Source organism: Rhizobium sp. FG113 (assembly GCF_057809895.1).
Genome location: NZ_JBMDKV010000001.1, coordinates 525207 through 544851, shown reverse-complemented (window position 1 = coordinate 544851; position 19645 = coordinate 525207). Strand labels below are relative to the sequence as shown.

The following is a 19645-nucleotide window of genomic DNA, read 5'->3' as shown; positions in this document are numbered from 1 at the left end:
AATGAACGGGTTACTCCATGTTTTCCAATCCTGACCTTCTGAAGTTGATCTTCGGCCGGTTGACGATCGAGGCAATCCCCTATCACGAGCCAATTCTCGTCGCCACGTTCGGCGCGGTCGTGGTCGGCGGGATCGCGGTCCTCGGTCTCATCACCTACTTCAAACTCTGGACCTATCTCTGGAAAGAGTGGTTCACCAGCGTCGACCACAAGAAGATCGGCATCATGTATGTCATTCTTGCCCTGGTCATGCTGCTGCGCGGCTTTGCCGACGCCCTCATGATGCGTACCCAGCAGGCGATGGCCTTTAACGGCAATCCCGGCATTTTCCCGCCTCACCACTACGACCAGGTCTTCACGGCCCACGGCGTCATCATGATCTTCTTCATGGCCATGCCGTTCGTTACTGGTCTTATGAACCTCGTGGTTCCGCTTCAGATCGGCGCACGCGACGTCTCCTTCCCCTTCCTGAACAACTTCTCGTTCTGGATGACGACGGCCGGCGCGGTCCTGATCATGATGTCGCTGTTCGTCGGCGAGTTCGCTCGTACCGGCTGGCTGGCCTATCCGCCGCTCTCGGGCGTCGAATATAGCCCAGGCGTTGGTGTCGACTATTACATCTGGGGCCTGCAGGTCGCCGGTATCGGAACGACGTTGTCGGGTATCAACCTGATCGCGACGATCGTTAAGATGCGCGCGCCCGGCATGACCATGATGAAGATGCCCGTCTTCACCTGGACCTCGCTCTGCACCAACGTGCTGATCGTCGCCTCCTTCCCGATCCTGACCGCAACGCTCGCGCTGCTGTCGCTCGACCGCTACGCCGGCACGAACTTCTTCACCAACGACCTTGGTGGCAACCCGATGATGTATGTGAACCTCATCTGGATCTGGGGTCACCCGGAAGTTTACATCCTCGTGCTGCCTGCCTTCGGCATCTTCTCCGAAGTCGTCGCAACCTTCACCGGCAAGCGCCTGTTTGGTTACGCCTCGATGGTTTACGCCACCGTCGTCATCACCATCCTGTCGTACCTCGTCTGGCTGCACCACTTCTTCACCATGGGTTCGGGCGCAAGCGTGAACTCGTTCTTCGGCATCACCACGATGATCATTTCGATCCCGACAGGGGCGAAGATGTTCAACTGGCTGTTCACGATGTATCGCGGTCGTATTCGCTACGAAGTGCCGATGCTGTGGACGATCGGCTTCATGGTGACCTTCGTCATCGGCGGCATGACCGGCGTCATGCTGGCTATCCCGCCGGCCGACTTCGTGCTGCACAACTCGCTGTTCCTCATCGCCCACTTCCACAACGTCATCATCGGCGGCGTGGTGTTCGGTCTGATGGCCGGCGTGACCTACTGGTTCCCGAAGGCTTTCGGCTTCAAGCTCGATCCGTTCTGGGGCAAGATGTCCTTCTGGTTCTGGCTGGTCGGCTTCTACTTCGCCTTCATGCCGCTCTACGTTCTCGGCCTGATGGGCGTAACCCGCCGCATGTCGCAGTTCGAAGATCCGTCGCTGCAGATCTGGTTCATCATCGCTGCCTTCGGTGCCTTCCTCATCGCGCTCGGCATCGGTTCGTTCCTGATCCAGCTCGTCGTCAGCTTCCTGAAGCGCGAAGAGCTGCGTGACACGACCGGCGACCCGTGGGGTGCCCGCACGCTCGAGTGGTCGACCTCGTCGCCGCCTCCGGCCTACAACTTCGCGATGACGCCGATCGTTTACGATCATGACAGCTGGTACGACATGAAGGCTCGCGGCCACGTCCGTCCGACCGAAGGCTTCAAGCCGATCCACATGCCGAAGAACACCGGTACCGGTGTCATCCTCGGTGCTCTGAGCGTCGTCTTCGGCTTCGCGATGATCTGGTACATCTGGTGGCTGGTCGCGGCCTCCGCGCTTGCGATGCTCGTGGTCACCATTGGCCATACCTTCAACTACAAGCGTGACTTCTACATCCCTGTAGAGGAAGTCGTGGAAACGGAAGACAAGCGCACCAAGCTGCTTGCCGAGCAGGTGTAAGATCATGAGCAACTCTGCAATCGATACGGCTGAAAAGCCCGAATTCTACCTGACGGAAGAGCATCACCCGGAAAACAGCACCATGCTGGGTTTCTGGCTCTACCTGATGAGCGACTGCCTGATCTTCGCGATCCTGTTCGCCACCTACGCCGTTCTCGGCCGCAATTATGCGGCCGGCCCGTCGCCGGCAGATCTCTTCGATCTGCCGCTGGTGGCGATCAACACCTCCATGCTTCTCCTCTCCTCCATCACCTATGGCTTCGCCATGTTGCAGATGGAGCGGGCGAAGAAGGCTGAAACACTGTTCTGGCTCGCCGTCACCGGCGTGTTCGGCGCCGTGTTCATCGCGCTCGAACTCTACGAGTTCATCCACCTGATCCACGAAGGTGCGGGCCCGCAGCGTTCGGCGTTCCTCTCGGCCTTCTTCACGCTGGTCGGCACGCACGGTCTGCACGTCACCTTCGGCATCATCTGGCTGGTGACGCTGATGGTGCAGGTTTCGATGCACGGCCTGATCCCTGAGAACAAGCGTCGCCTGATGTGCCTTTCGATGTTCTGGCACTTCCTTGACGTGGTCTGGATCGGCGTCTTCTCGATTGTTTATCTTATGGGAGTACTCGGATGAGTTCGCACGCACCCGCACACGAGGATGCTCACGAAGCCCATCATGGGCACAGCCATGGGCATGAAGCAGCGCATGGCAGCTTCAAGAGCTACATGATCGGCTTCGTCCTGTCGGTCATCCTGACGGCCATTCCGTTCTGGCTCGTCATGGCCGGCGTCTTCGACAGCAAGGCTGTCACCGCTGCCCTGATCATGATTTTCGGCGTGATCCAGATCGTCGTTCACATGATCTTCTTCCTGCACATGAACTCTCGCTCCGAGGGTGGCTGGACGTTGCTGGCGCTGATCTTCACGATCTTGCTCGTGGTCATCGCACTCTCCGGCTCGCTCTGGGTCATGCATCATCTCAATACGAACATGATGCCGATGAATCCGGAAATGATGAAAAACATGCCCTGACAGGCACAATGGACGGGCGGCGGCAACGCCGCCCGTTACGGTTTAAGACCTTGACAAACTCCCCTGCAGACCAAGCCCCCAAACGCCGTTCGGCGATCGCGCTCACGATCTTCTGCGGCTTCCTCGTCGTCGTCCTTTGCGCGGTTTTCGCGCTTGGTGTCTGGCAGGTCGAACGCCGCGCCTGGAAACTGGATCTGATCGCCCGCGTCGATCAGCGCATCCATGCCGAACCGGTGGCTGCTCCCGCCCGCGCTGACTGGGGAAATATCACCAAAGAAAATGACGAATACCGCCGTGTAACGGCTGAAGGCACCTTGCAGAACGACAAAGAAAGCCTCGTCTACGCGGCAACGACGCTTGGCGCCGGCTATTGGGTGATCACGCCCCTGACGCTCGGCGACGGGACATCCGTGATGATCAACCGCGGCTTCGTGCCGACGGACAAGCGCGATGTAAACGCCCGCCTTGACGGCCAAGTTTCCGGCCCCGTCAAGATCACCGGCTTGCTCCGCCTCAACGAGCCGGGCGGCACCTTCATCAAATCGAACGACCCGGCAAACGACCGCTGGTACTCGCGCGACGTGGACGCGATGGCCGCCAAGCGTGGTGTCACCGATATCGCCCCCTACTTCATCGATGCCGATGCCACCGCCAATCCTAGTGGTTTTCCCGTTGGCGGCCTGACGCAGGTCAGCTTCCCCAACAACCATCTCCAGTATGCGCTGACCTGGTTCGCCCTCGCCGCGATGGTGGCCGGCCTGCTGGTCTTCGTCTTGCGCAGCGAGCTGCGCCGACGTCGATAACGGGTCGGGCCTTTGCGCCCCGGCGCCCCGGCGTTGCCCTGGGCGGTCGTACCCGTCATGATACGGCGATTCCATTTCGGACAATCCAGGCCGCATGATGCGCATATTTCTCGTTCGCCACGGCGAATCCCTCGGCAATCTTGATGAGCGGGCTTACGGCCAGTTCGGCGATCACAATGTCCCCCTGACTAGGTGGGGACACCGGCAGGCGATTGGCGCGGCCGAGGCGATAGCATCTCACCTTAGAACCTTGGCCGACGTTAGACAGCTGCAGATCTGGTATTCGCCGTTTCTGAGAACGCGCCAGACCAAGGACGCCCTGCTCAAGGTTCTGCCGGCTGATCTCATAGCCAAGGTTCGGGAAGACTATCTCTTGCGCGAGCAGGATTTCGGCCTTTTCACCGAGATCTATGACCACGCCGAGCAGAGGCAGAAGTTTCCCGACGAATTCGAGAAATGGGCGCGGCTGCGCAACAACAGCGGAAAGTTCTACGCGCGGCCGCCGGATGGCGAAAGCCGCGCCGATGTCGCGCAGCGCATGCGCCTGTTTATCCAGACGGCACTGCACGACGCCCGCGATGGCGACGACACCGTCATCATCGTCGGCCACGGCGTCACCAACCGGGCATTCGAGATGAATTTTCTGCAGCAACCGGTCGACTGGTTCGAGCGATCCTACAATCCTGGTAATGCCGACGTGACGCTGATCGAGGGATCACACGCGGCGGGATACGCGTCGACGCTGCTCCATCACGCCGCCGATCGCCGGCCGGGCGAGGAAAGTGAGATGCGGGAGGCCTATGGCGCCCATGTCACGATCGCGACGAAGCCCGATACTCCTGAAGGGAGTGGGACGTGATTTGCGCACATATGGGGCTTTGTTGTCTGCGATGGTCGACGTGACAACCTGTAGCGCGGAGCCCCGCTCCTGCGGCACCTGCACTTTGTGCTGTCGGCTGCCTGAGATCGATCAGCTCTCGAAGCCCGCGAATGCGCTGTGCGTGAACTGCGTCATGGACCAAGGCTGCCGCATCTACGACGATCGCCCGGATCTCTGCCGGGATTTTCTCTGCGCTTGGATGACGAACTCCATGCTCGGCCCCGAATGGGACCCTGTCGCCGCGAAGATGATGGTCTATGGCCAGGGCGATCAGCTCACGGTGCTCGTCGACCCCGACCACCCGCAAGCGTGGCGCCAGGAGCCATACGCCACCCAGCTAACCGCATGGGCAACGGAAGCAGCCGCGCGTGGCGGCTATATCATCGTCTTCGTCGGAGACGACGTCTACAAGGTCGCTCCGACCAATTAGCTACCACCAAAATGAAGCCTCAGTGTCCGACGCGCGACAGCACGTCCGCCTTCAGGAACCGCTCGACGATCAGCATGAAAACGAGCGATGGGATCAGTAGCAGCAGCGCCGTGATCGAGGCGATCTGGTAGTTGCCGCCAGAGGCCGTCGTGTAGAGCAGCAACGGCAGCATGTTCACGTCGGGCGCCCCGACGAAGTAGCTGCCGGTGAATTCGTCGAGGCTTTCTAGGAAGACGAAGATCGCGCTTGCCATCAAGCCGGGAGCGGCGAGCGGCAGCGTGATGTCGAAGAAGGTGCGCAAGGCCCCTGCCCCGGTCACGCGCGCGGCCTGCTCCAGTTCAGCATCGATCGCTGAAAAGGCCGCTGTGGCGATCCACACCGCGTAGACCAAGCCGTGCGAGACATGCACGAGGACCACGCCTGGGATCGTGCCATTGAGGCCGATCTCGTAGAAGATACGTGCGACATTCACGTAGACCGTGAGGTTCGGGAAGGCCTGCGGGATGAGGAAGGCGAGCAGGATTGCGCTGCGCAGCGGCAGCTTCAGCCGCGCCAGCGCATAGCCCGCCGGAATGGCGAGCAGCAGCGAGACAATGACAGTCAAGACCGCGACGACAAGCGAGTTGCGCAGCGAATCCAGCGCCCCGCCACGCGGCGCAAAGACCTTTACCCAGGAGCTGAAGCCGTATTCGAGCGGCAGGCTATGCGGAAAGTACCATTTCTCGGCGACCGTCCATAAGACCAGATTGGCGAGCGGGCCGAAGATGAAGAAGGCCATCAGTCCGAAGACGATGCCGCGCGGCACCCACCACAGCGCGGCGAGAGAAGCTCGCGATCGAGATATGGTCGTCATCACGCGCGCTCCTTCAGGCTTTGGCGGAGATAGATCCAGGCCACGGATGACGCCAGCACCAGCGAGACCAGGCCGAGCGCGTTGGCGACGCCATAGTCGCCATAGGCGTTGACGCGGAAAGCGATATCGGCGGTGAGCATGGTCGGCGATTGCGCGTTGATCATCAAAGGCACCGAAAGCACCGACATCATGGTGACGAAAGAGAGGATCAGACCGACGGTGAGCGTGACGGCGACCTGAGGGACGATGATCTCCAACAGCAGTCGTAATTTCGACGCGCCGAGATTGCGGGCCGCCTCGATTGTATCGCGATTGATGGATGCCATCGCACCGGCGACGAGCAACGCCACGAACGGTGTCTGCTTCCAGACGAAGGCTATGACGATGCCGCGCCAGTCGAGGAAGCTCACGGCATCGAGCGGGGTTATCAGGCCCAGGCTGACGGCGGTGTTGTTCATCATGCCGTTCTTCGAGAGAAAGGTGCGGAGAATCTGGCCGACGACGATGAACGGAATGAACATCGGCCAGCGATAGAGCCAACGCAGAATCGCGACGGCACGCGGATGTTCGCCAAGCGTCAGATAGCCGCCGATCGCGATCGAGCCGAGGCCGATCAGCACGGTCGAGAGACCGACGATGACAACGGTAAAGATGATGTCGCTGGTGTAGAGGTCGAAGGTCTTGACGAAATTGTCGAAGCCGAGCGCTCCCCCCTCCACCCTGAAGGCGCCTACCGCCGACATGATCAGCGGAAGAATGAACAGGGCTGCGATGACCGCCAGCGCGGGCAGGACAAGCAGGAGACCGAGTAGGCGTTTCGACATGTGACGACCTTGAGACGCGAGCGAGGCGGATGAGAGGAGGCGGTGACAAAGACCGGCGCCGCCGAGATGACGGCGACACCGTGTGCCACCTCTCATCCGGTCAATCGAACCGCCTCCCCCCGGGAGAGAAGGCGGTTCGCAGGCTTACTTTACGGACTTTTCGTAGGCTTCGAGGATCGCGGTATTGTAAGGCGCGATAGGGAAAGGCTTGCCGTTGTTGGCGAGATCGTCAGGCGTGATGTCGACGAAGAGCTTGTTCCAGGTCGCATCGTCGAGCTTCGGCTTGACGAAGTTGGCGTCGATACCCGGATACCAGTTGAAGCGCTTGACGATGCCTTCGGCCTGAACTTCCGGGCTGGTGGCGAGCGCGATGAACTTTTCGGCAAGCGCCTTGTGGCCCGACTTTTCAGGAACGACATAGTGCATCGGCTGGCCGGGCATACCCGGTGCCGGCAGCACCAGCTTCATTTCCGGCGGTAGCTGGCCATTGGCCTGCCAGCTGTAGAACATGTCGACCCAGACAGGGCCCATGGCAATTTCGCCACGGCTGAGAAGGTCGAGCGTGCCGGCGTTGCCAGGTGTCAGCGTCGCGTTCTTGGTGAAGTCGGCGAGGCTCTTGAAGGCGCCGTCCCACTTCGTGGTCTCTTCCTGCTTGAACGGACCCGTCATCAGGTTGTTGGCATCGCCGCCGCCGAAGGCATAAACCCAGCCCATGACGAAGGACACGCCCGAAGCGCCGCCCTTGATGCCGTTATAGCCGAACTGCTTCGGGTGGGCCTTTGCCCATTCCGCGAGTTCCGCGTAGCTCTTCGGCGGGTTCGGAACGAGTGCCGGGTTATAGGCGATTGCCGTCTGGCTGTTGAACATCGGCATGACGAAGCCATCGACATCCGAGCCGAGCGCGTTCTTCGCGTTGCCGCGCGTCACGAGCTTGCCGGTATCGATGTTGCCACGATACTTCTCGAGATAACCCTTCTGGACCATCGGGCCGGCGAACTTTTCGTGGACGACGGCAACGTCGACGTCCCAGACCTTGGCTTCGGCCGCTGCCTGCGCGTCGAAACGCTCCAGGATCTTCTGCGAGCCCGCATCACCGGGGCCGGTGCCGACGGCGCGAACAGTGTCGCCCGGATTGGCCTTCTCGAACAACGGTCCGAGATACTGGTTGATGTAGTCGACCATGTTCTGGTCGCCTGCGGTGGCGACCGTCAGCTCTTCGGCCTTTACCGGCAACGTCGCGAGAGCAACGGCGATAGCGGCATACGTCAATCTCTGCATCAGGCTTCTCCTTGTCATGAAAATGTGAGGTTCTGAAAGTCAGGCATCAAAAGGTCAGGCGTGGACTTTCCCGGGCGAAACCTGGGAAATGGCGTTTGCCGGCTCGGTGCTCGGCGAATTGAAGAGAAACAGAGCCTCGGCTGGCACATGAACGCGGACGCGCTCGCCCGGCTCGAATGCGCGGGTAGCGTCCGCCATGATCTCGCGGTCGCCGACACGAACGGCATGGCGCCAATGGCCACCTGGATAGCTCACGGCTGCGATCTCGCCATCGAGCGTAACGCCCGACCCGACAATCGCTGTCTCGGCAGCGAGGATTTGCGCCGCCTCCGGCCGGAAGCGCGCCTCGACGGTGCCTTGCACGAGGTCCCGCCCCATCAGAGCGACATGGCCTGCGGCATTCGTTGGGCCCGCGGCGATAACGAAGTCGTTGCCATCAGGCGCGCCGGTCAGCGAGATCACGTTCTCGGCGCCCATGAAGGCCGCGACGAAGGCCGAGGCCGGCCGGTTGTAGACGTCTTCAGGCGTGCCCTGCTGGGCGATCCGGCCGGCATTGAGGATCACGATCCTGTCGGCCATCACCATTGCTTCTTCGCGGTCATGCGTCACGTGCACGGCGGTGATGCCGAGGCGCTTCTGCAGCGCGCGCAACTCGTGGCGAACGCTGAGCCTTATGCGGGCGTCGAGATTGGAGAGCGGCTCGTCGAGCAGCAGAATCTCCGGATCGACCGCCAGAGCGCGTCCAAGCGCGACGCGCTGGCGCTGGCCGCCGGACAAGGCAGCCGGCTTTCGCGCGCCCAGCCCATCCAGCCCCAGGAGAGACTGCATGGCGGAGACCCGCTTGTCGATCTCGCTGCGCTGGACCTTCTTCAGCTTCAGACCGTAGCCGATGTTCTGCGCCACTGTCATATGCGGCCAGAGTGCGTAGGACTGAAAGACGAGCGCCATGCCGCGCTTGTCGGGCGGCAGGTGCGTCACCTCGCGATGGCGCACGGAGACTGATCCCGATGACGGCGTCACGAAGCCGGCCAGAACACGCAGCAGCGTCGTCTTTCCGCAGCCAGACGACCCCAGCAAGGCGACGAATTCCCCACGCTCGATATTGAGGTCTATGTCCTCCAGAACCTGGGTGTTGCCATATCTGCAGGCAACCGACCGCAATTCCAGAAACGCGCCTTGGCTCATCTTTCAACTCCCGTTGCACAGCTGTGCAATATGCCCAGGAGCTAGTTAGAATGTTTCCTTTACAGTTAGATGACGGTTGCCGCCTTCTGGCGATCCACTGCATCGAATGGATGATCCTTGCGCGGCTTTGGCCCTGATCTCAGGCACTAACAAGCAGCCGGTATGCGCAGTGACAATTCGATGACGAAAATGAAACGCGGTTGGAAAGCCGTGTTACGCCCACGACACATGATCGCTCTAAAGAGGCGCCGGAAGACGTCGCTGGCCTGAGCTTGGCCGGCGGCTTGGAACCGGAGAAGCGCCGTGAAGATCATCCATATCACCGATACACATCTGAGCCCCAACAAGCCGCATTTCAACGGCAACTGGGCGCCCTTGGTCCGCTGGATCGAAGAGACCGGCGCCGACCTGATCGTCCACACCGGCGATCTCAGTGTCGACGGCGCAGACAAGGACGAAGATCTGATCTTCTCCATGGATCTGATGCGCGAAGTGTCGATCCCCATGCTGATCGTTCCCGGCAATCACGACGTCGGCCACCTCCCTGGCTCCGCTCAGCCGGTCAATCCGGAGCGTCTGGCGCGCTGGCGTAATCTCGTCGGCCCCGACTATTGGGTCAAGGACATCGGCGAGTGGCGCATCATCGGTCTCAACAGCCTGCTGATGGGCTTCGAGGACGCGGAAGAGCAGGCGCAGTTCGACTGGCTGCAGAAGACGCTCGCCGAACGCGGCGACCGCCGTGTCGCGATCTTCGCGCACAAGCCGCTCTTCGTGGACGACGCCAATGAGGGCGACACCGGCTACTGGAGCGTGCGCCCGACGCAGCGCCGCAAGCTCTACGACCTGATCGCCGCCCACGACGTGGCGCTGTTCGGCAGCGGCCACCTGCATTGGACGTGGAAGGGCGAATTCGGCCAGACCTCCGTCGTCTGGGCGCCGCCAACGGCCTTCATCCTCGACACGATGGAACGTGAGATGCCGGGCGAGCGCCTGGTGGGTGCAGCCGTGCACGAGCTTGGAGACGACGTCACCACCGAACTGGTCGCCGTACCAGGGATGACCGCCTACTTCCTCGACGATGTCGTGGAAGAGGTCTATCCGCAGGCAGCGCCGAAGAAGCAGCGGGAGCGAGCGGAATGAGCGCGCTTTCCCTTCGCGGCATCACCAAGTCCTTTTCCGGCAACGCCATCCTCAAGGGCGTCAGCCTCGACGTCGAGCCGGGCGAGTTCATCGCGCTGGTGGGTCCATCGGGCTGCGGCAAGAGCACGCTGCTGCGCATCCTTGCCGGCCTCGACCATGCCGACCAAGGCCAGATCATCATCGGCGGCGAGGATATGTCAGCCATTGCGGCCGCCGATCGCAACATCGCGATGGTCTTCCAGTCCTACGCGCTCTATCCGCATCTGACGGCCGGCCAGAATATTGCCGTTCCGCTTGCCATGCGCCGCCTCTCCGGCGCGCAGCGCCTGCCATTCGTCGGCTCCATGCTTCCCGGCCAGCGGGCCATCAGCGCGGCGATCGCGCGTGATGTCGCCGAAATGGCGAAGTCACTGAAGATCGACCATCTGCTCGACCGAAAGCCCGGCCAGATGTCGGGCGGCCAGCGCCAGCGTGTGGCTCTGGCGCGTGCCATGGTGCGCCATCCGAGCGTGTTCCTGATGGACGAGCCGCTGTCCAACCTCGATGCGAACCTGCGCGTCCACGCCCGCGGCGAGATTGTCGAGCTGCATCGGCGCGCCGGCGTGCCGACGGTCTACGTTACCCACGACCAGGCCGAGGCCCTGTCGATGGCCGACCGCGTGGCCGTGATGATCGGCGGCAACCTGCTTCAGCTGGCAAGCCCGCAGGTCATTTACGATGACCCCGCGCATATCGAGGTTGCCCGCTTCGTCGGCCAGCCGCGCATCAATGTCGTGCCGGCGCTTGCCGAGAGCGGCATGGTGTCCTTCGGTGGTGTCAGGCTCGGCCTGCACACCCCGGTTTCGGCCCGCACTCCGGTGAGCCTGGCGATCCGCCCCGAATTCGTCCGATTGGCGGAGAACCGTCAGGATGGTCTCGCGGCCAAGGTCGAGCGCATCGAGTTCCTCGGCTCCGAGGTCATTTTATACTGCAAGCTCGATGCGATCGGCGAAATCATGATCGCCAAGCTCTCGCCGGCGGAGGCCAGCGGCGTCTCGGCAGGAATGCCCGTTGCTCTCTCGCTGTCGGCGGACAAGGCCATGGTCTTTGCCGAGGACGGCAGCCGCCTGAAGGCAAGCCCGATTACGATCGACGCGACGCTGGAGAAGGCTCATGGCTAGCATCGCCATGGACGCACCCGCGGCCCGCAAGACCACGGCAGCGCGCGAACGCAACGAAGCGCGCACCGCCTGGCTTCTGGCACTGCCCGCCATCATCCTGATCTTTGTTTTCGTGCTGCTGCCCGTGGTTGCCGTCGTTCTGCTCGGCTTCACCGATTTCGAGCTCGGGATGGGCAAGTTCCGTTTTGTCGGCTTCGAGAACTACGCGCACCTGATCAACGATCGCGCCTTCCGCAAGGCTTTGTGGAACACGACCTGCTACACGGCGATCGTGGCCCCTGTTTCGATCGTTCTCGGCCTGGTCGTCGCTCTGCTGATCGAAAGCGAGACCACCGCCCGCAGCTTCTTCCGCACGGTATACTTCCTGCCGGTGGCATCGCTGATCGTCGCCATGGCAACCGTCTGGCAATATCTCTTCCACCCGACCATCGGGCCGATCAACAGCCTGCTGGCGCTGGTCGGCATCCCCGGCCCGAACTGGCTGGCAGCCTCCAGCACCGTGCTCTACAGCCTGTCGATCATCGGTGTCTGGCAGTCCGTCGGCTTCAACATGGTGCTCTTCCTGGCCGGCCTCACCGCCATTCCGCGTGAGCTCTATGCGGCTGCCGAAGTCGATGGCGCCCGCTCGGCTTTCGATCGGTTCCGTCTGGTAACCTGGCCGATGCTCGGACCAACGACGCTGTTCGTCACGACGATCAGCATCATCAACTCGGTGAAGGTCTTCGAGACCGTCCAGACCCTGACCCAGGGCGGGCCGAACCATGCATCCGAAGTGCTGCTCTTCAGCATCTACCAGGAAGGCTTCGTCTATCTGCGCGTCGGTTATGCCTCGGCGATGACCGTGGTGTTCCTCGCCATCCTGATGGTGCTCACCTTCCTCCAGTACAATGTTCTCGACCGCCGGGTGCACTACTCATGAGCGTAAACACGATGACCGCCAACCGGTGGACCCTCGGCCGCGTCAGCCGCCTGGCGCTGCTCTCCTTCGGCGCGCTGCTGTTCCTCGCGCCCTATGTCTTCATGCTGTCGACGGCAGGCAAGGCGCAGAGCGAGATCTTCACCTCAGCCCTGTCGTTGATCCCGACGAACTTTTACTACGTTGCCAACTTCACCAAGGCGCTGACCCGCGTGCCGATGGGAACGCTTCTGTGGAACGGCGTGCTGGTCTGCGGGCTGATCTTTTTCTTCCAGGTGCTGATCGCCATTCCCTGCGCCTACGCCATGGCGAAGCTGAAGTTCCGGGCGGCGCGGCTGATGATGGTTCTCGTCATGCTCGGCCTGCTGGTGCCGATCCACGCGACCGCCCTGCCGCTCTATGTCGGCTTCAACAGCCTGTCGCTGCTCAACAGCTACACCGCGCTGGTGGCGCCGTTCTCGATCTCGGTCTTCGCGATCTTCATGTTCCTTCAGTTCTTCCGGTCGATGCCCGACGATCTGATCCATGCGGCGCGCCTGGACGGCATGTCGGAACTCGGGATTGTCGCGCGCGTCATCGTGCCGAATGCCTGGCCCGCCGTCACCGCCTTTTCGATCTTTTCGGTCGTCGCCCACTGGAACGACCTTTACTGGCCTCTCGTCGTCATCACCAAGCAGGATTACGCCACGCCGCCTCTCGGCCTGATGTACTTCCGCGCCGCCGAGGCCGGTGACGACTACGGCGCGCTGATGGCCGCCACCATGATCATCACCCTTCCCCTCGTCGCCGCATTCCTGCTCGCGCAGAAGCGCTTCGTCGAGGGTATCACCATGACCGGTCTCAAAGGTTGACCGGTCGCCCCAACCCAGGAGAACGAGCGATGAAACGTATCACCCAGCTTCTCGCCGCAGCGGCCATCTCGATGGCGACAACCGTGCCGGCTTTCGCCGAGACGACGCTGACGGTCCATTACCCGATGCCGGGCTTCTTCAAGGACGTGATGGACACGATCTCGAAGAAGTTCATGGAAGAAAACCCTGATATCAAGATCCAGTTCGCAAGCCCGTCCGCGACCTACGAAGAAGGCATCCAGACGATCCTTCGCCAGGTCGGCACGTCGGAAATGCCCGACCTGACCTTCATCGGCCTGAACCGCCTGCGCATGATCGACGAGCGCGATGTCGCCGTCGATCTTGGCCCGCTCGTCAAAAAAGACGGCAACATGGCCGAGCAGGGTTTCTCGGACACGATCCTGAAGCTCGCCCAGGTCAAGGGCAAGCAGATCGGCCTCGCCTTCGCGACCTCGACCCCGATCATGTACTACAACGCCGATCTCGTTAAGGCCGCCGGCGGCGACCCCGAGAACCCGCCGAAGACCTGGGACGAAGTCATCGCGCTCGGCGGTAAGATCAAGGCGCTCGGCAACGGCGTCGATGGCATCGACTTCCGCTGGCAGGGCGACGACTGGATGTTCTCGGCGCTGCTCTTCGGCGCCGGCGGCTCCATGCTCAGCGAGGACGAAAGCAAGGTCACCTTCAACGGTCCGGAAGGCCAGAAAGCCGGCGAAGTCATCGAGCGCATGGTCAAGGAAGGCGGCCTGCCCGTGTTCACCAAGTCTGCCGGCGAGCAGGCATTCGCGGCCGGCAAGGTCGGCTTCGAGTTCCAGACGACAGGCGCTCTGCGCAACACCATCAAGAATGTCGGCGACAAGTTCGACCTGCGCACGGCTCCGCTGCCGCTGCTCGACCCCGCCAAGGGCCACCTGCCGACCGGCGGCAACGCCGTCGTCATCCTGACGAAGGATGCCGCCAAGCAGGAAGCCGCCTGGAAGTTCGCCAAGTTCGCGGCCGGCCCTTACGGCGCCTCGGTTGTCGTACCGGGCACCGGCTACGTTCCGAACAACGAACTGGCCGCCAAGTCGCCTGACTATCTCGGTGATTTCTACGCCAAGAACCCGCTGTTCCAGGCCGGCCTGAAGCAGATGCCGCTGATGGTTCCGTGGTACGCCTTCCCGGGCTCCAACGGCGTTCGCGTCACCCAGACGATCGTCGACAACCTCTCGCGCATCGTCGACCAGTCTTCGGCGCCGAAAGAAGCACTCGACGACGCAGCCGCCGACGTCGAAGGCATGCTGCCACGCAGCTAAGCGCGACCGGATGGTCCTATCGAGCCGTCGCACCTCGTGCGGCGGCTCTTTCTATTTGGATGGTTTGTTCAGATCGCGCACGGTCCCGCCCTTGTGCAGCGAATAGGCGAGTTCGAGATGCCGGTCTGGCGCTGCGTTCTCGACCATATCGAGAAGCAGCGACGCCGCCGTCGTGCCCATACTGGCATCCGGCATGTTCATTGTCGTCAGGGGCGGATCGATCAGCCGGCCGATGACGATGCCGTCGAAGCCTGCCACCGACATGTCTCGCGGCACTGCCAGGCCCTCGCGACGCAGCGCTGCGATCACCCCCAGCGCCAGGAGGTCATTCGAGCCGATGATCGCGGTCGGGCGACCGTCCCGGATGGCGGTCAGGATGTCGATCTGGTCGTATTCCGAGACAAAGGAGATTTGCATGGCATCGATCGGTGGCTTCCCGACTTCCCGCAGCGCTTCGAGATAGCCCTGATAGCGGCGCGCGGCGCGGTCGGAAGCGGCGAAGCTGCCGGAGACGAACAAAATGCGCTCGTGGCCCATCTGCAGGAGGTAGCGCGTGAGGTCGCGGCCGGCCGCGAAATTGTCGACGGTGACGGCCGCCGGATGGCGCTCCGTCGGAAGATTGTGCAACAGCACAGTTGGCGGCAAATCGCCAAGCAGCGCCTGGCTGGTCAGGCCGTTGCATACAGTCAAGATCAATCCGGTCGGCCGTTCGCTCATCAAGCCCGACACGGCATCCGCTTCCTGCAGCGGATCATAATTGGATTGAGCGATCAGCACACTGTGACCGGCGCTCAGCATGCGGTTCTGGATACCCGACAGGGATGCGGCGAAGACAGGGTTTGTGAGGCTGGGCACCAGCACGCCGATGACGGGTCGCCGGCCGCCCTTGGCGGTGGCGCCGGGAGCGCGATAGCCGAGTTCGCCGGCCGCCTTGCGCACCTTGCCGACCATGGCGGGGCTGACTGGCCCGCTATGGTTCAGAACGCGGCTCGCCGTCGCCGTGGAGCAGCCCGCACGTTCAGCAACTTGGCGCAGTGTCGCCATGGATCGTTTTCCCGTGTTCTCGGACAGAGCCTCCCGCAGCCGGCTTTAGCAGGGATGGCGAACTACGCGCAAGAATACGCGCGGTTGCACCTTGTCTCATATGCCCGGCACGCGCCCCCACTAACCGGTCAGCCGAATTCACCCATCTCCTTGCCGATTGGCAAATTTGCGCACGTCTAAAGCCGGCATAGGTATAGAAAACCCGCGAAACGTCGCCTATACCGATCCGTGCATGCGCACCTCAGGGCGGGTACAACGGTAATGGCAACAACACAAACTTCGGGATCATTCCACGGGCGGGATCGGGGTGTCCGATGTCCCATCGGGGATGGCTTGCCATTCCCCGGCCGTTTACCCGAGGTGATACCCGATGACCGAACTCACACGATTGCGCTGCAGCACTGACATCCGTCTGCTGAAGCTGCCTGAATATCTGCATCTGATCGTCGACCGGCTGGCGAGCTTCGATGCCGCCGTCGTGCAGACCGATGACAGCGTGACCTTCGAATTCCCCTTCGCCAACGCGCGCTTCGACATGACGCCCGAGCGGCTGACGATGGAAGCCTCCTCGCCTAACGAAGAGGGCCTTCGCCGCGCCAAGGAACTACTCGGCGTCGCCGTCGAACTCTACGCGAAGAGCGAAAAGCCGCAATTCGTCTGGTCGGGCGATCTCGCCGGCGACACGACACTCTCGTCCTTCCGGCTCATGCGCGTCGAGCGCGCCTGGCAGGTCACGCCGGGCATGCGACGCGTGCGCCTGACGGGCAGCAATCTCGAGCGCTTCGACAATCCCAACAGCATGCACATCCGGATGTATTTTCCGACAGCCGATGTTCCCGAGCCGGTATGGCCGATCGCCGGACCGAACGGCCTGACATTCTGGCCGTCTGAGGAACGCAAGCCGGTCGCGCGCGTCTACACCATCCGCGAGATGGATGCGAAGGCAGGCTATATCGACGTTGATTTCGTCGTCCACGGCGATGGAGATGGCGCGCACGAAGGTGTGGGCTGCGCCTGGTCCATGCACGCCAGAGAAGGCGACGAGGTCGGCATCATGGGACCACTCGGTCGCCCGGTGAGGCCGGCGGACTGGTACATCATGGGATGCGACGAGACGGGTTTGCCAGCGCTGAGCCGTATCCTGGAGCGGCTGCCGGCCGATGCCCGTGGCCACGCCTTCGTGGAAGTCGCGAGGGCGACCGACGAGCAGCCGATCACACATCCCGAGGGTATCGAGCTTCGCTGGATCCACCGCAACGGCGTTCCCGGTGGCGAGCACGGCGAATTGGTCCGCGCGATCCGCGCCGTGGAGTGGCCAAAGGGCGTCTCAAGCTTCGGCTGGTTTGCCTCCGAGAACGAGGCCACCAAGGAGATTCGCGAATATTGGCGCGACACCCTGTCCTACGGGCGCGACCAGACGCTGGCTGCCGGCTATTGGAGGCGGGGCGTGACCGGACTGATGGCCGGTTGATTGCAGCGACCCCGCATGCCTTTATAGGGACAACGGTGACATGGTGAAGACATCCGACGCGTCCATCGCCGCCTCGGCGCATGATCGCAAGCGCAGGCCGAGGTGACATTCGGCTTGCGGAACGCCATATGTCTGCAGTAGGTCACGCTCTCAACCTTCGCGGCCGCGTATGTCGGTCGAACAGCGGCACGTGTCGACAAGGAGTGCTCGAATGAATGAAGCCCAGTTCATGGCACTATGCAAAAGCGGGAAATTCAAGGAAGCACTGGCGCTTGCCCTGGACGGCAAGGAAAAGGCGAAGTTTTCGCCGAGCCGCTTCGCAATCGATAAGAAGTCGGGCACGCCAATATTCTACCGCGGCAACAAACGCGTCGAGATCGGCGCCGATGGCGAGTGGGAACTGGCCAAAAACAACTGGCAGCCTGGCGGTCCACAGGACTGAAGTCCGCCATACCGTCATTTGAAAGCGGCACCTTATGTGCCGCCTCCCCTATTCTCGCTCAGGCAGCGCGGGCTGCGTTCAGCGGAATCTCGACGTCGATCTCAAGGATCGACATGTGCTCATCGCGGTCCATCTTCACGTGCACACGGTCGTTGTCGACCTGCACGTGCTTGGCGATGACAGCGAGGATTTCCTCGCGAAGAACAGTAATCAGATCGGAGCCGGTCGACGACCGCTCGTGAGCCAGGAGCACCTGCAGGCGCTCTCTGGCGGCCGGTGCGGTTCTCTGTTTTCCAAAAAGCCGAAAAATGCTCATGCGGCCTTCCTTCCAAAAATCTTGCCGAAGATACCGCGCTTCTCGCCCGGAACCGTCATTGCTACCTCTTCGCCAGCCAGGCGGCGTGCGGCGTCGAAGTAAGCCATGGCGGGCGCGCTCTTGCTGTCCGCGAGCGTGACCGGAGCGCCGATGTTGGAAGCACGCAGAACGTCCATGCTTTCAGGAATGATCCCGAGCAGCGGAATGGAGAGAATCTCCAGCACGTCGTCGACCTTGAGCATGTCGCCGCGCTCAGCGCGGTTCGCATCGTAGCGGGTGAGAAGGAGATGCTTCTCCATCCGCTCGCCGCGCTCGGCCTTGAGCGTCTTGGAATCGAGCAGGCCTATGATGCGGTCCGAGTCGCGAACCGACGAGACCTCTGGGTTGGTCACAACGACGGCAACGTCGGCATGGCGCATGGCAAGCGTCGCGCCGCGCTCGATACCAGCCGGGCTATCGCAAATGACCCAATCGAAATGGCGCTTCAGGTCGGCCATGACGCGCTCGACGCCCTCTGCCGTGAGATTGTCCTTGTCGCGGGTCTGCGAGGCGGGAAGGAGGAAGAGCGTTTCGAGGCGCTTGTCGCGGATCAGCGCCTGCGACAGCTTGGCGTCACCCTGGATGACGTTGATCAGGTCGTAGACGACCCGGCGCTCGGCGCCCATGACCAGGTCGAGGTTACGCAGCCCGACGTCGAAGTCGACCACGACGACCTTCTCGTTTCTTTGTGCAAGAGCCGCTCCAAGTGCCGCGGTGGAGGTTGTCTTTCCAACTCCGCCCTTGCCTGAAGTGACGACGATGACTTTCCCCATCTTTCTCTCCTAATATCTGGCCAACCTGGGCTCAGCTAAGTTTCTCGGCCTTGATCGCGTCGTCTTCCAGCCAGAGCTGGACTGCTTGTCCGCGAAGCCCCGGCTCCAGGTCTTCCGCCATTTTGTAAATGCCATCGATGGCAACCAGTTCAGCCTCGAGCCTGCGGCAGAAGATGCGCGCCGAGGCGTTACCCAGCGACCCCGCCATCGCCCGTCCGCGCAAGGCGCCGTAGACATGGATCGAACCGCCGGCGATCACTTCCGCGCCCGATGAAACCGACCCGATGATGGTCACGTCGCCTTCCGCGAAAATCACCGACTGCCCGGAGCGAACCGGCTCCCGGATAACCAGTGACTGCGGAGTTTGCCGCGTCTCGATTGCGTCAGGCTTGCGTGGCGCTTCGAGAACAGGTTCGTTCTGCGGCATTTCGAAATCGGAAACCGGACGCCCGCCCTTCAGCGCCGGCGGCATGCCTGGCCCGATCAGCGAAGGACGCCCACCTTCGATGCCCATGATGCTGACATTGCGCTCGCCGAGTGCTGCGATCAGCTCCTTCAATTGCGCGCGATCAACCTCCAGCTCGCTGATATCGAGCACGACGGGGCGACCTAGGAAGAAGCCGGCCGATCGCGCGGCCAGATCATCCAACCGCACCAGCCAGTCATCGAGCGGCAGGTCCGGCGATAGCATCACCGCCAGAAACGAGCGGCCCTTGATACGGATGGAGCGGGCGTCTGTTAGCAATTTGGTCATCTACGTTAAGAAATCGTTGAGAATTTATTAACGATGATTTGGTTAACAAAAGGTTAACGCCAAGGTCTCGACAGCGTGAAGCCGACATCGCTCGCGCGACATTTTCGAGACCGTGTCGGCATCCATTCGACACGCCGAGAACGCCCT

21 protein-coding genes are annotated in these 19645 nt (G+C 62.0%); 13 read left to right on the top strand and 8 right to left on the bottom strand.

What is annotated here, in order from left to right:
- Positions 1 to 17 precede the first annotated feature (17 nt).
- From cyoB to ACODTZ_RS02200, 6 genes are all read left to right on the top strand, one after another.
- Positions 18 to 2021 carry a cytochrome o ubiquinol oxidase subunit I gene (gene cyoB / locus ACODTZ_RS02225; RefSeq protein ID WP_113177200.1) on the top strand — a complete coding sequence of 668 codons (2004 nt, stop codon included), beginning with the start codon at positions 18 to 20 and terminating at the stop codon, positions 2019 to 2021.
- A 4-nt stretch (positions 2022 to 2025) separates the two neighbouring features.
- Positions 2026 to 2646: a cytochrome o ubiquinol oxidase subunit III gene (gene cyoC, locus ACODTZ_RS02220; RefSeq protein ID WP_018896979.1), complete on the top strand. Its 621-nt coding sequence runs from the start codon at positions 2026 to 2028 to the stop codon at positions 2644 to 2646.
- On the top strand, positions 2643 to 3044 hold the full coding sequence (gene cyoD, locus ACODTZ_RS02215) for a cytochrome o ubiquinol oxidase subunit IV (RefSeq protein WP_018896978.1): 402 nt from the start codon (positions 2643 to 2645) through the stop codon (positions 3042 to 3044). The genes cyoC and cyoD overlap by 4 nt, the downstream gene beginning before the upstream one ends.
- 50 nt (positions 3045 to 3094) lie before the next feature.
- Positions 3095 to 3847: an SURF1 family protein gene (locus ACODTZ_RS02210; protein WP_489023405.1), complete on the top strand. Its 753-nt coding sequence runs from the start codon at positions 3095 to 3097 to the stop codon at positions 3845 to 3847.
- A gap of 97 nt (positions 3848 to 3944) precedes the next feature.
- On the top strand, positions 3945 to 4706 hold the full coding sequence (locus tag ACODTZ_RS02205; RefSeq protein WP_489024760.1) for a histidine phosphatase family protein: 762 nt from the start codon (positions 3945 to 3947) through the stop codon (positions 4704 to 4706).
- A gap of 154 nt (positions 4707 to 4860) precedes the next feature.
- Entirely contained in the window at positions 4861 to 5157 is a 297-nt protein-coding gene (locus tag ACODTZ_RS02200; RefSeq protein ID WP_489023404.1) for a hypothetical protein, read from the top strand.
- A gap of 19 nt (positions 5158 to 5176) precedes the next feature.
- On the opposite strand, the gene ACODTZ_RS02195 is transcribed toward ACODTZ_RS02200, so the two are convergent.
- The 4 genes from ACODTZ_RS02195 to ACODTZ_RS02180 form a co-directional block, all read right to left on the bottom strand.
- Positions 5177 to 6010 carry an ABC transporter permease gene (locus tag ACODTZ_RS02195; RefSeq protein ID WP_489023402.1) on the bottom strand — a complete coding sequence of 278 codons (834 nt, stop codon included), beginning with the start codon at positions 6008 to 6010 and terminating at the stop codon, positions 5177 to 5179.
- Positions 6010 to 6834 carry an ABC transporter permease gene (locus ACODTZ_RS02190; RefSeq protein WP_489023400.1) on the bottom strand — a complete coding sequence of 275 codons (825 nt, stop codon included), beginning with the start codon at positions 6832 to 6834 and terminating at the stop codon, positions 6010 to 6012. The genes ACODTZ_RS02195 and ACODTZ_RS02190 overlap by 1 nt, the downstream gene beginning before the upstream one ends.
- Before the next feature lie 144 nt (positions 6835 to 6978).
- A complete protein-coding gene (locus tag ACODTZ_RS02185) occupies positions 6979 to 8112 on the bottom strand; it encodes an ABC transporter substrate-binding protein (RefSeq protein WP_489023398.1) in 1134 nt (377 codons plus the stop codon).
- A 54-nt stretch (positions 8113 to 8166) separates the two neighbouring features.
- Entirely contained in the window at positions 8167 to 9297 is a 1131-nt protein-coding gene (locus ACODTZ_RS02180; RefSeq protein ID WP_489023396.1) for an ABC transporter ATP-binding protein, read from the bottom strand.
- 303 nt (positions 9298 to 9600) lie between these two features.
- On the opposite strand from ACODTZ_RS02180, the gene ACODTZ_RS02175 reads away from it, so the two are divergent.
- The 5 genes from ACODTZ_RS02175 to ACODTZ_RS02155 are packed head-to-tail and all read left to right on the top strand — an operon-like array spanning position 9601 to position 14659.
- On the top strand, positions 9601 to 10437 hold the full coding sequence (locus ACODTZ_RS02175) for a metallophosphoesterase family protein (RefSeq protein WP_489023394.1): 837 nt from the start codon (positions 9601 to 9603) through the stop codon (positions 10435 to 10437).
- Positions 10434 to 11597 (top strand): ABC transporter ATP-binding protein, encoded by a 1164-nt coding sequence (locus ACODTZ_RS02170; protein ID WP_489023392.1) that lies wholly within the window; start codon positions 10434 to 10436, stop codon positions 11595 to 11597. Before ACODTZ_RS02175 ends, ACODTZ_RS02170 begins: the two co-directional genes overlap by 4 nt.
- Entirely contained in the window at positions 11590 to 12516 is a 927-nt protein-coding gene (locus tag ACODTZ_RS02165; protein WP_047504204.1) for a carbohydrate ABC transporter permease, read from the top strand. The genes ACODTZ_RS02170 and ACODTZ_RS02165 overlap by 8 nt, the downstream gene beginning before the upstream one ends.
- Positions 12517 to 12527: 11 nt before the next feature.
- Positions 12528 to 13364, top strand: a complete 837-nt coding sequence (locus ACODTZ_RS02160) for a carbohydrate ABC transporter permease (protein WP_112949457.1) — start codon at positions 12528 to 12530, stop codon at positions 13362 to 13364.
- Positions 13365 to 13393: 29 nt separating this feature from the next.
- Positions 13394 to 14659, top strand: a complete 1266-nt coding sequence (locus tag ACODTZ_RS02155) for an ABC transporter substrate-binding protein (protein WP_018896966.1) — start codon at positions 13394 to 13396, stop codon at positions 14657 to 14659.
- A 51-nt stretch (positions 14660 to 14710) separates the two neighbouring features.
- Here the strand turns inward: ACODTZ_RS02155 and ACODTZ_RS02150 are convergent, their stop codons facing one another.
- On the bottom strand, positions 14711 to 15703 hold the full coding sequence (locus tag ACODTZ_RS02150) for a substrate-binding domain-containing protein (RefSeq protein ID WP_489023390.1): 993 nt from the start codon (positions 15701 to 15703) through the stop codon (positions 14711 to 14713).
- A gap of 370 nt (positions 15704 to 16073) precedes the next feature.
- Here ACODTZ_RS02150 and ACODTZ_RS02145 point away from each other — a divergent pair, with 370 nt between their 5' ends.
- Entirely contained in the window at positions 16074 to 17174 is a 1101-nt protein-coding gene (locus ACODTZ_RS02145) for a DUF2218 domain-containing protein (RefSeq protein ID WP_489023389.1), read from the top strand.
- 211 nt (positions 17175 to 17385) lie between these two features.
- Entirely contained in the window at positions 17386 to 17616 is a 231-nt protein-coding gene (locus tag ACODTZ_RS02140) for a hypothetical protein (RefSeq protein WP_018896963.1), read from the top strand.
- Between the two features lie 58 nt (positions 17617 to 17674).
- On the opposite strand, the gene minE is transcribed toward ACODTZ_RS02140, so the two are convergent.
- From minE to minC, 3 genes are read right to left on the bottom strand one after another with little or no spacing between them, the layout of a single operon-like run.
- Positions 17675 to 17932: a cell division topological specificity factor MinE gene (gene minE / locus ACODTZ_RS02135; RefSeq protein WP_018896962.1), complete on the bottom strand. Its 258-nt coding sequence runs from the start codon at positions 17930 to 17932 to the stop codon at positions 17675 to 17677.
- Positions 17929 to 18744 carry a septum site-determining protein MinD gene (gene minD / locus ACODTZ_RS02130; protein WP_018896961.1) on the bottom strand — a complete coding sequence of 272 codons (816 nt, stop codon included), beginning with the start codon at positions 18742 to 18744 and terminating at the stop codon, positions 17929 to 17931. Before minD ends, minE begins: the two co-directional genes overlap by 4 nt.
- Positions 18745 to 18775: 31 nt before the next feature.
- Positions 18776 to 19498: a septum site-determining protein MinC gene (gene minC, locus ACODTZ_RS02125; RefSeq protein WP_112949416.1), complete on the bottom strand. Its 723-nt coding sequence runs from the start codon at positions 19496 to 19498 to the stop codon at positions 18776 to 18778.
- Positions 19499 to 19645: the final 147 nt, after the last annotated feature.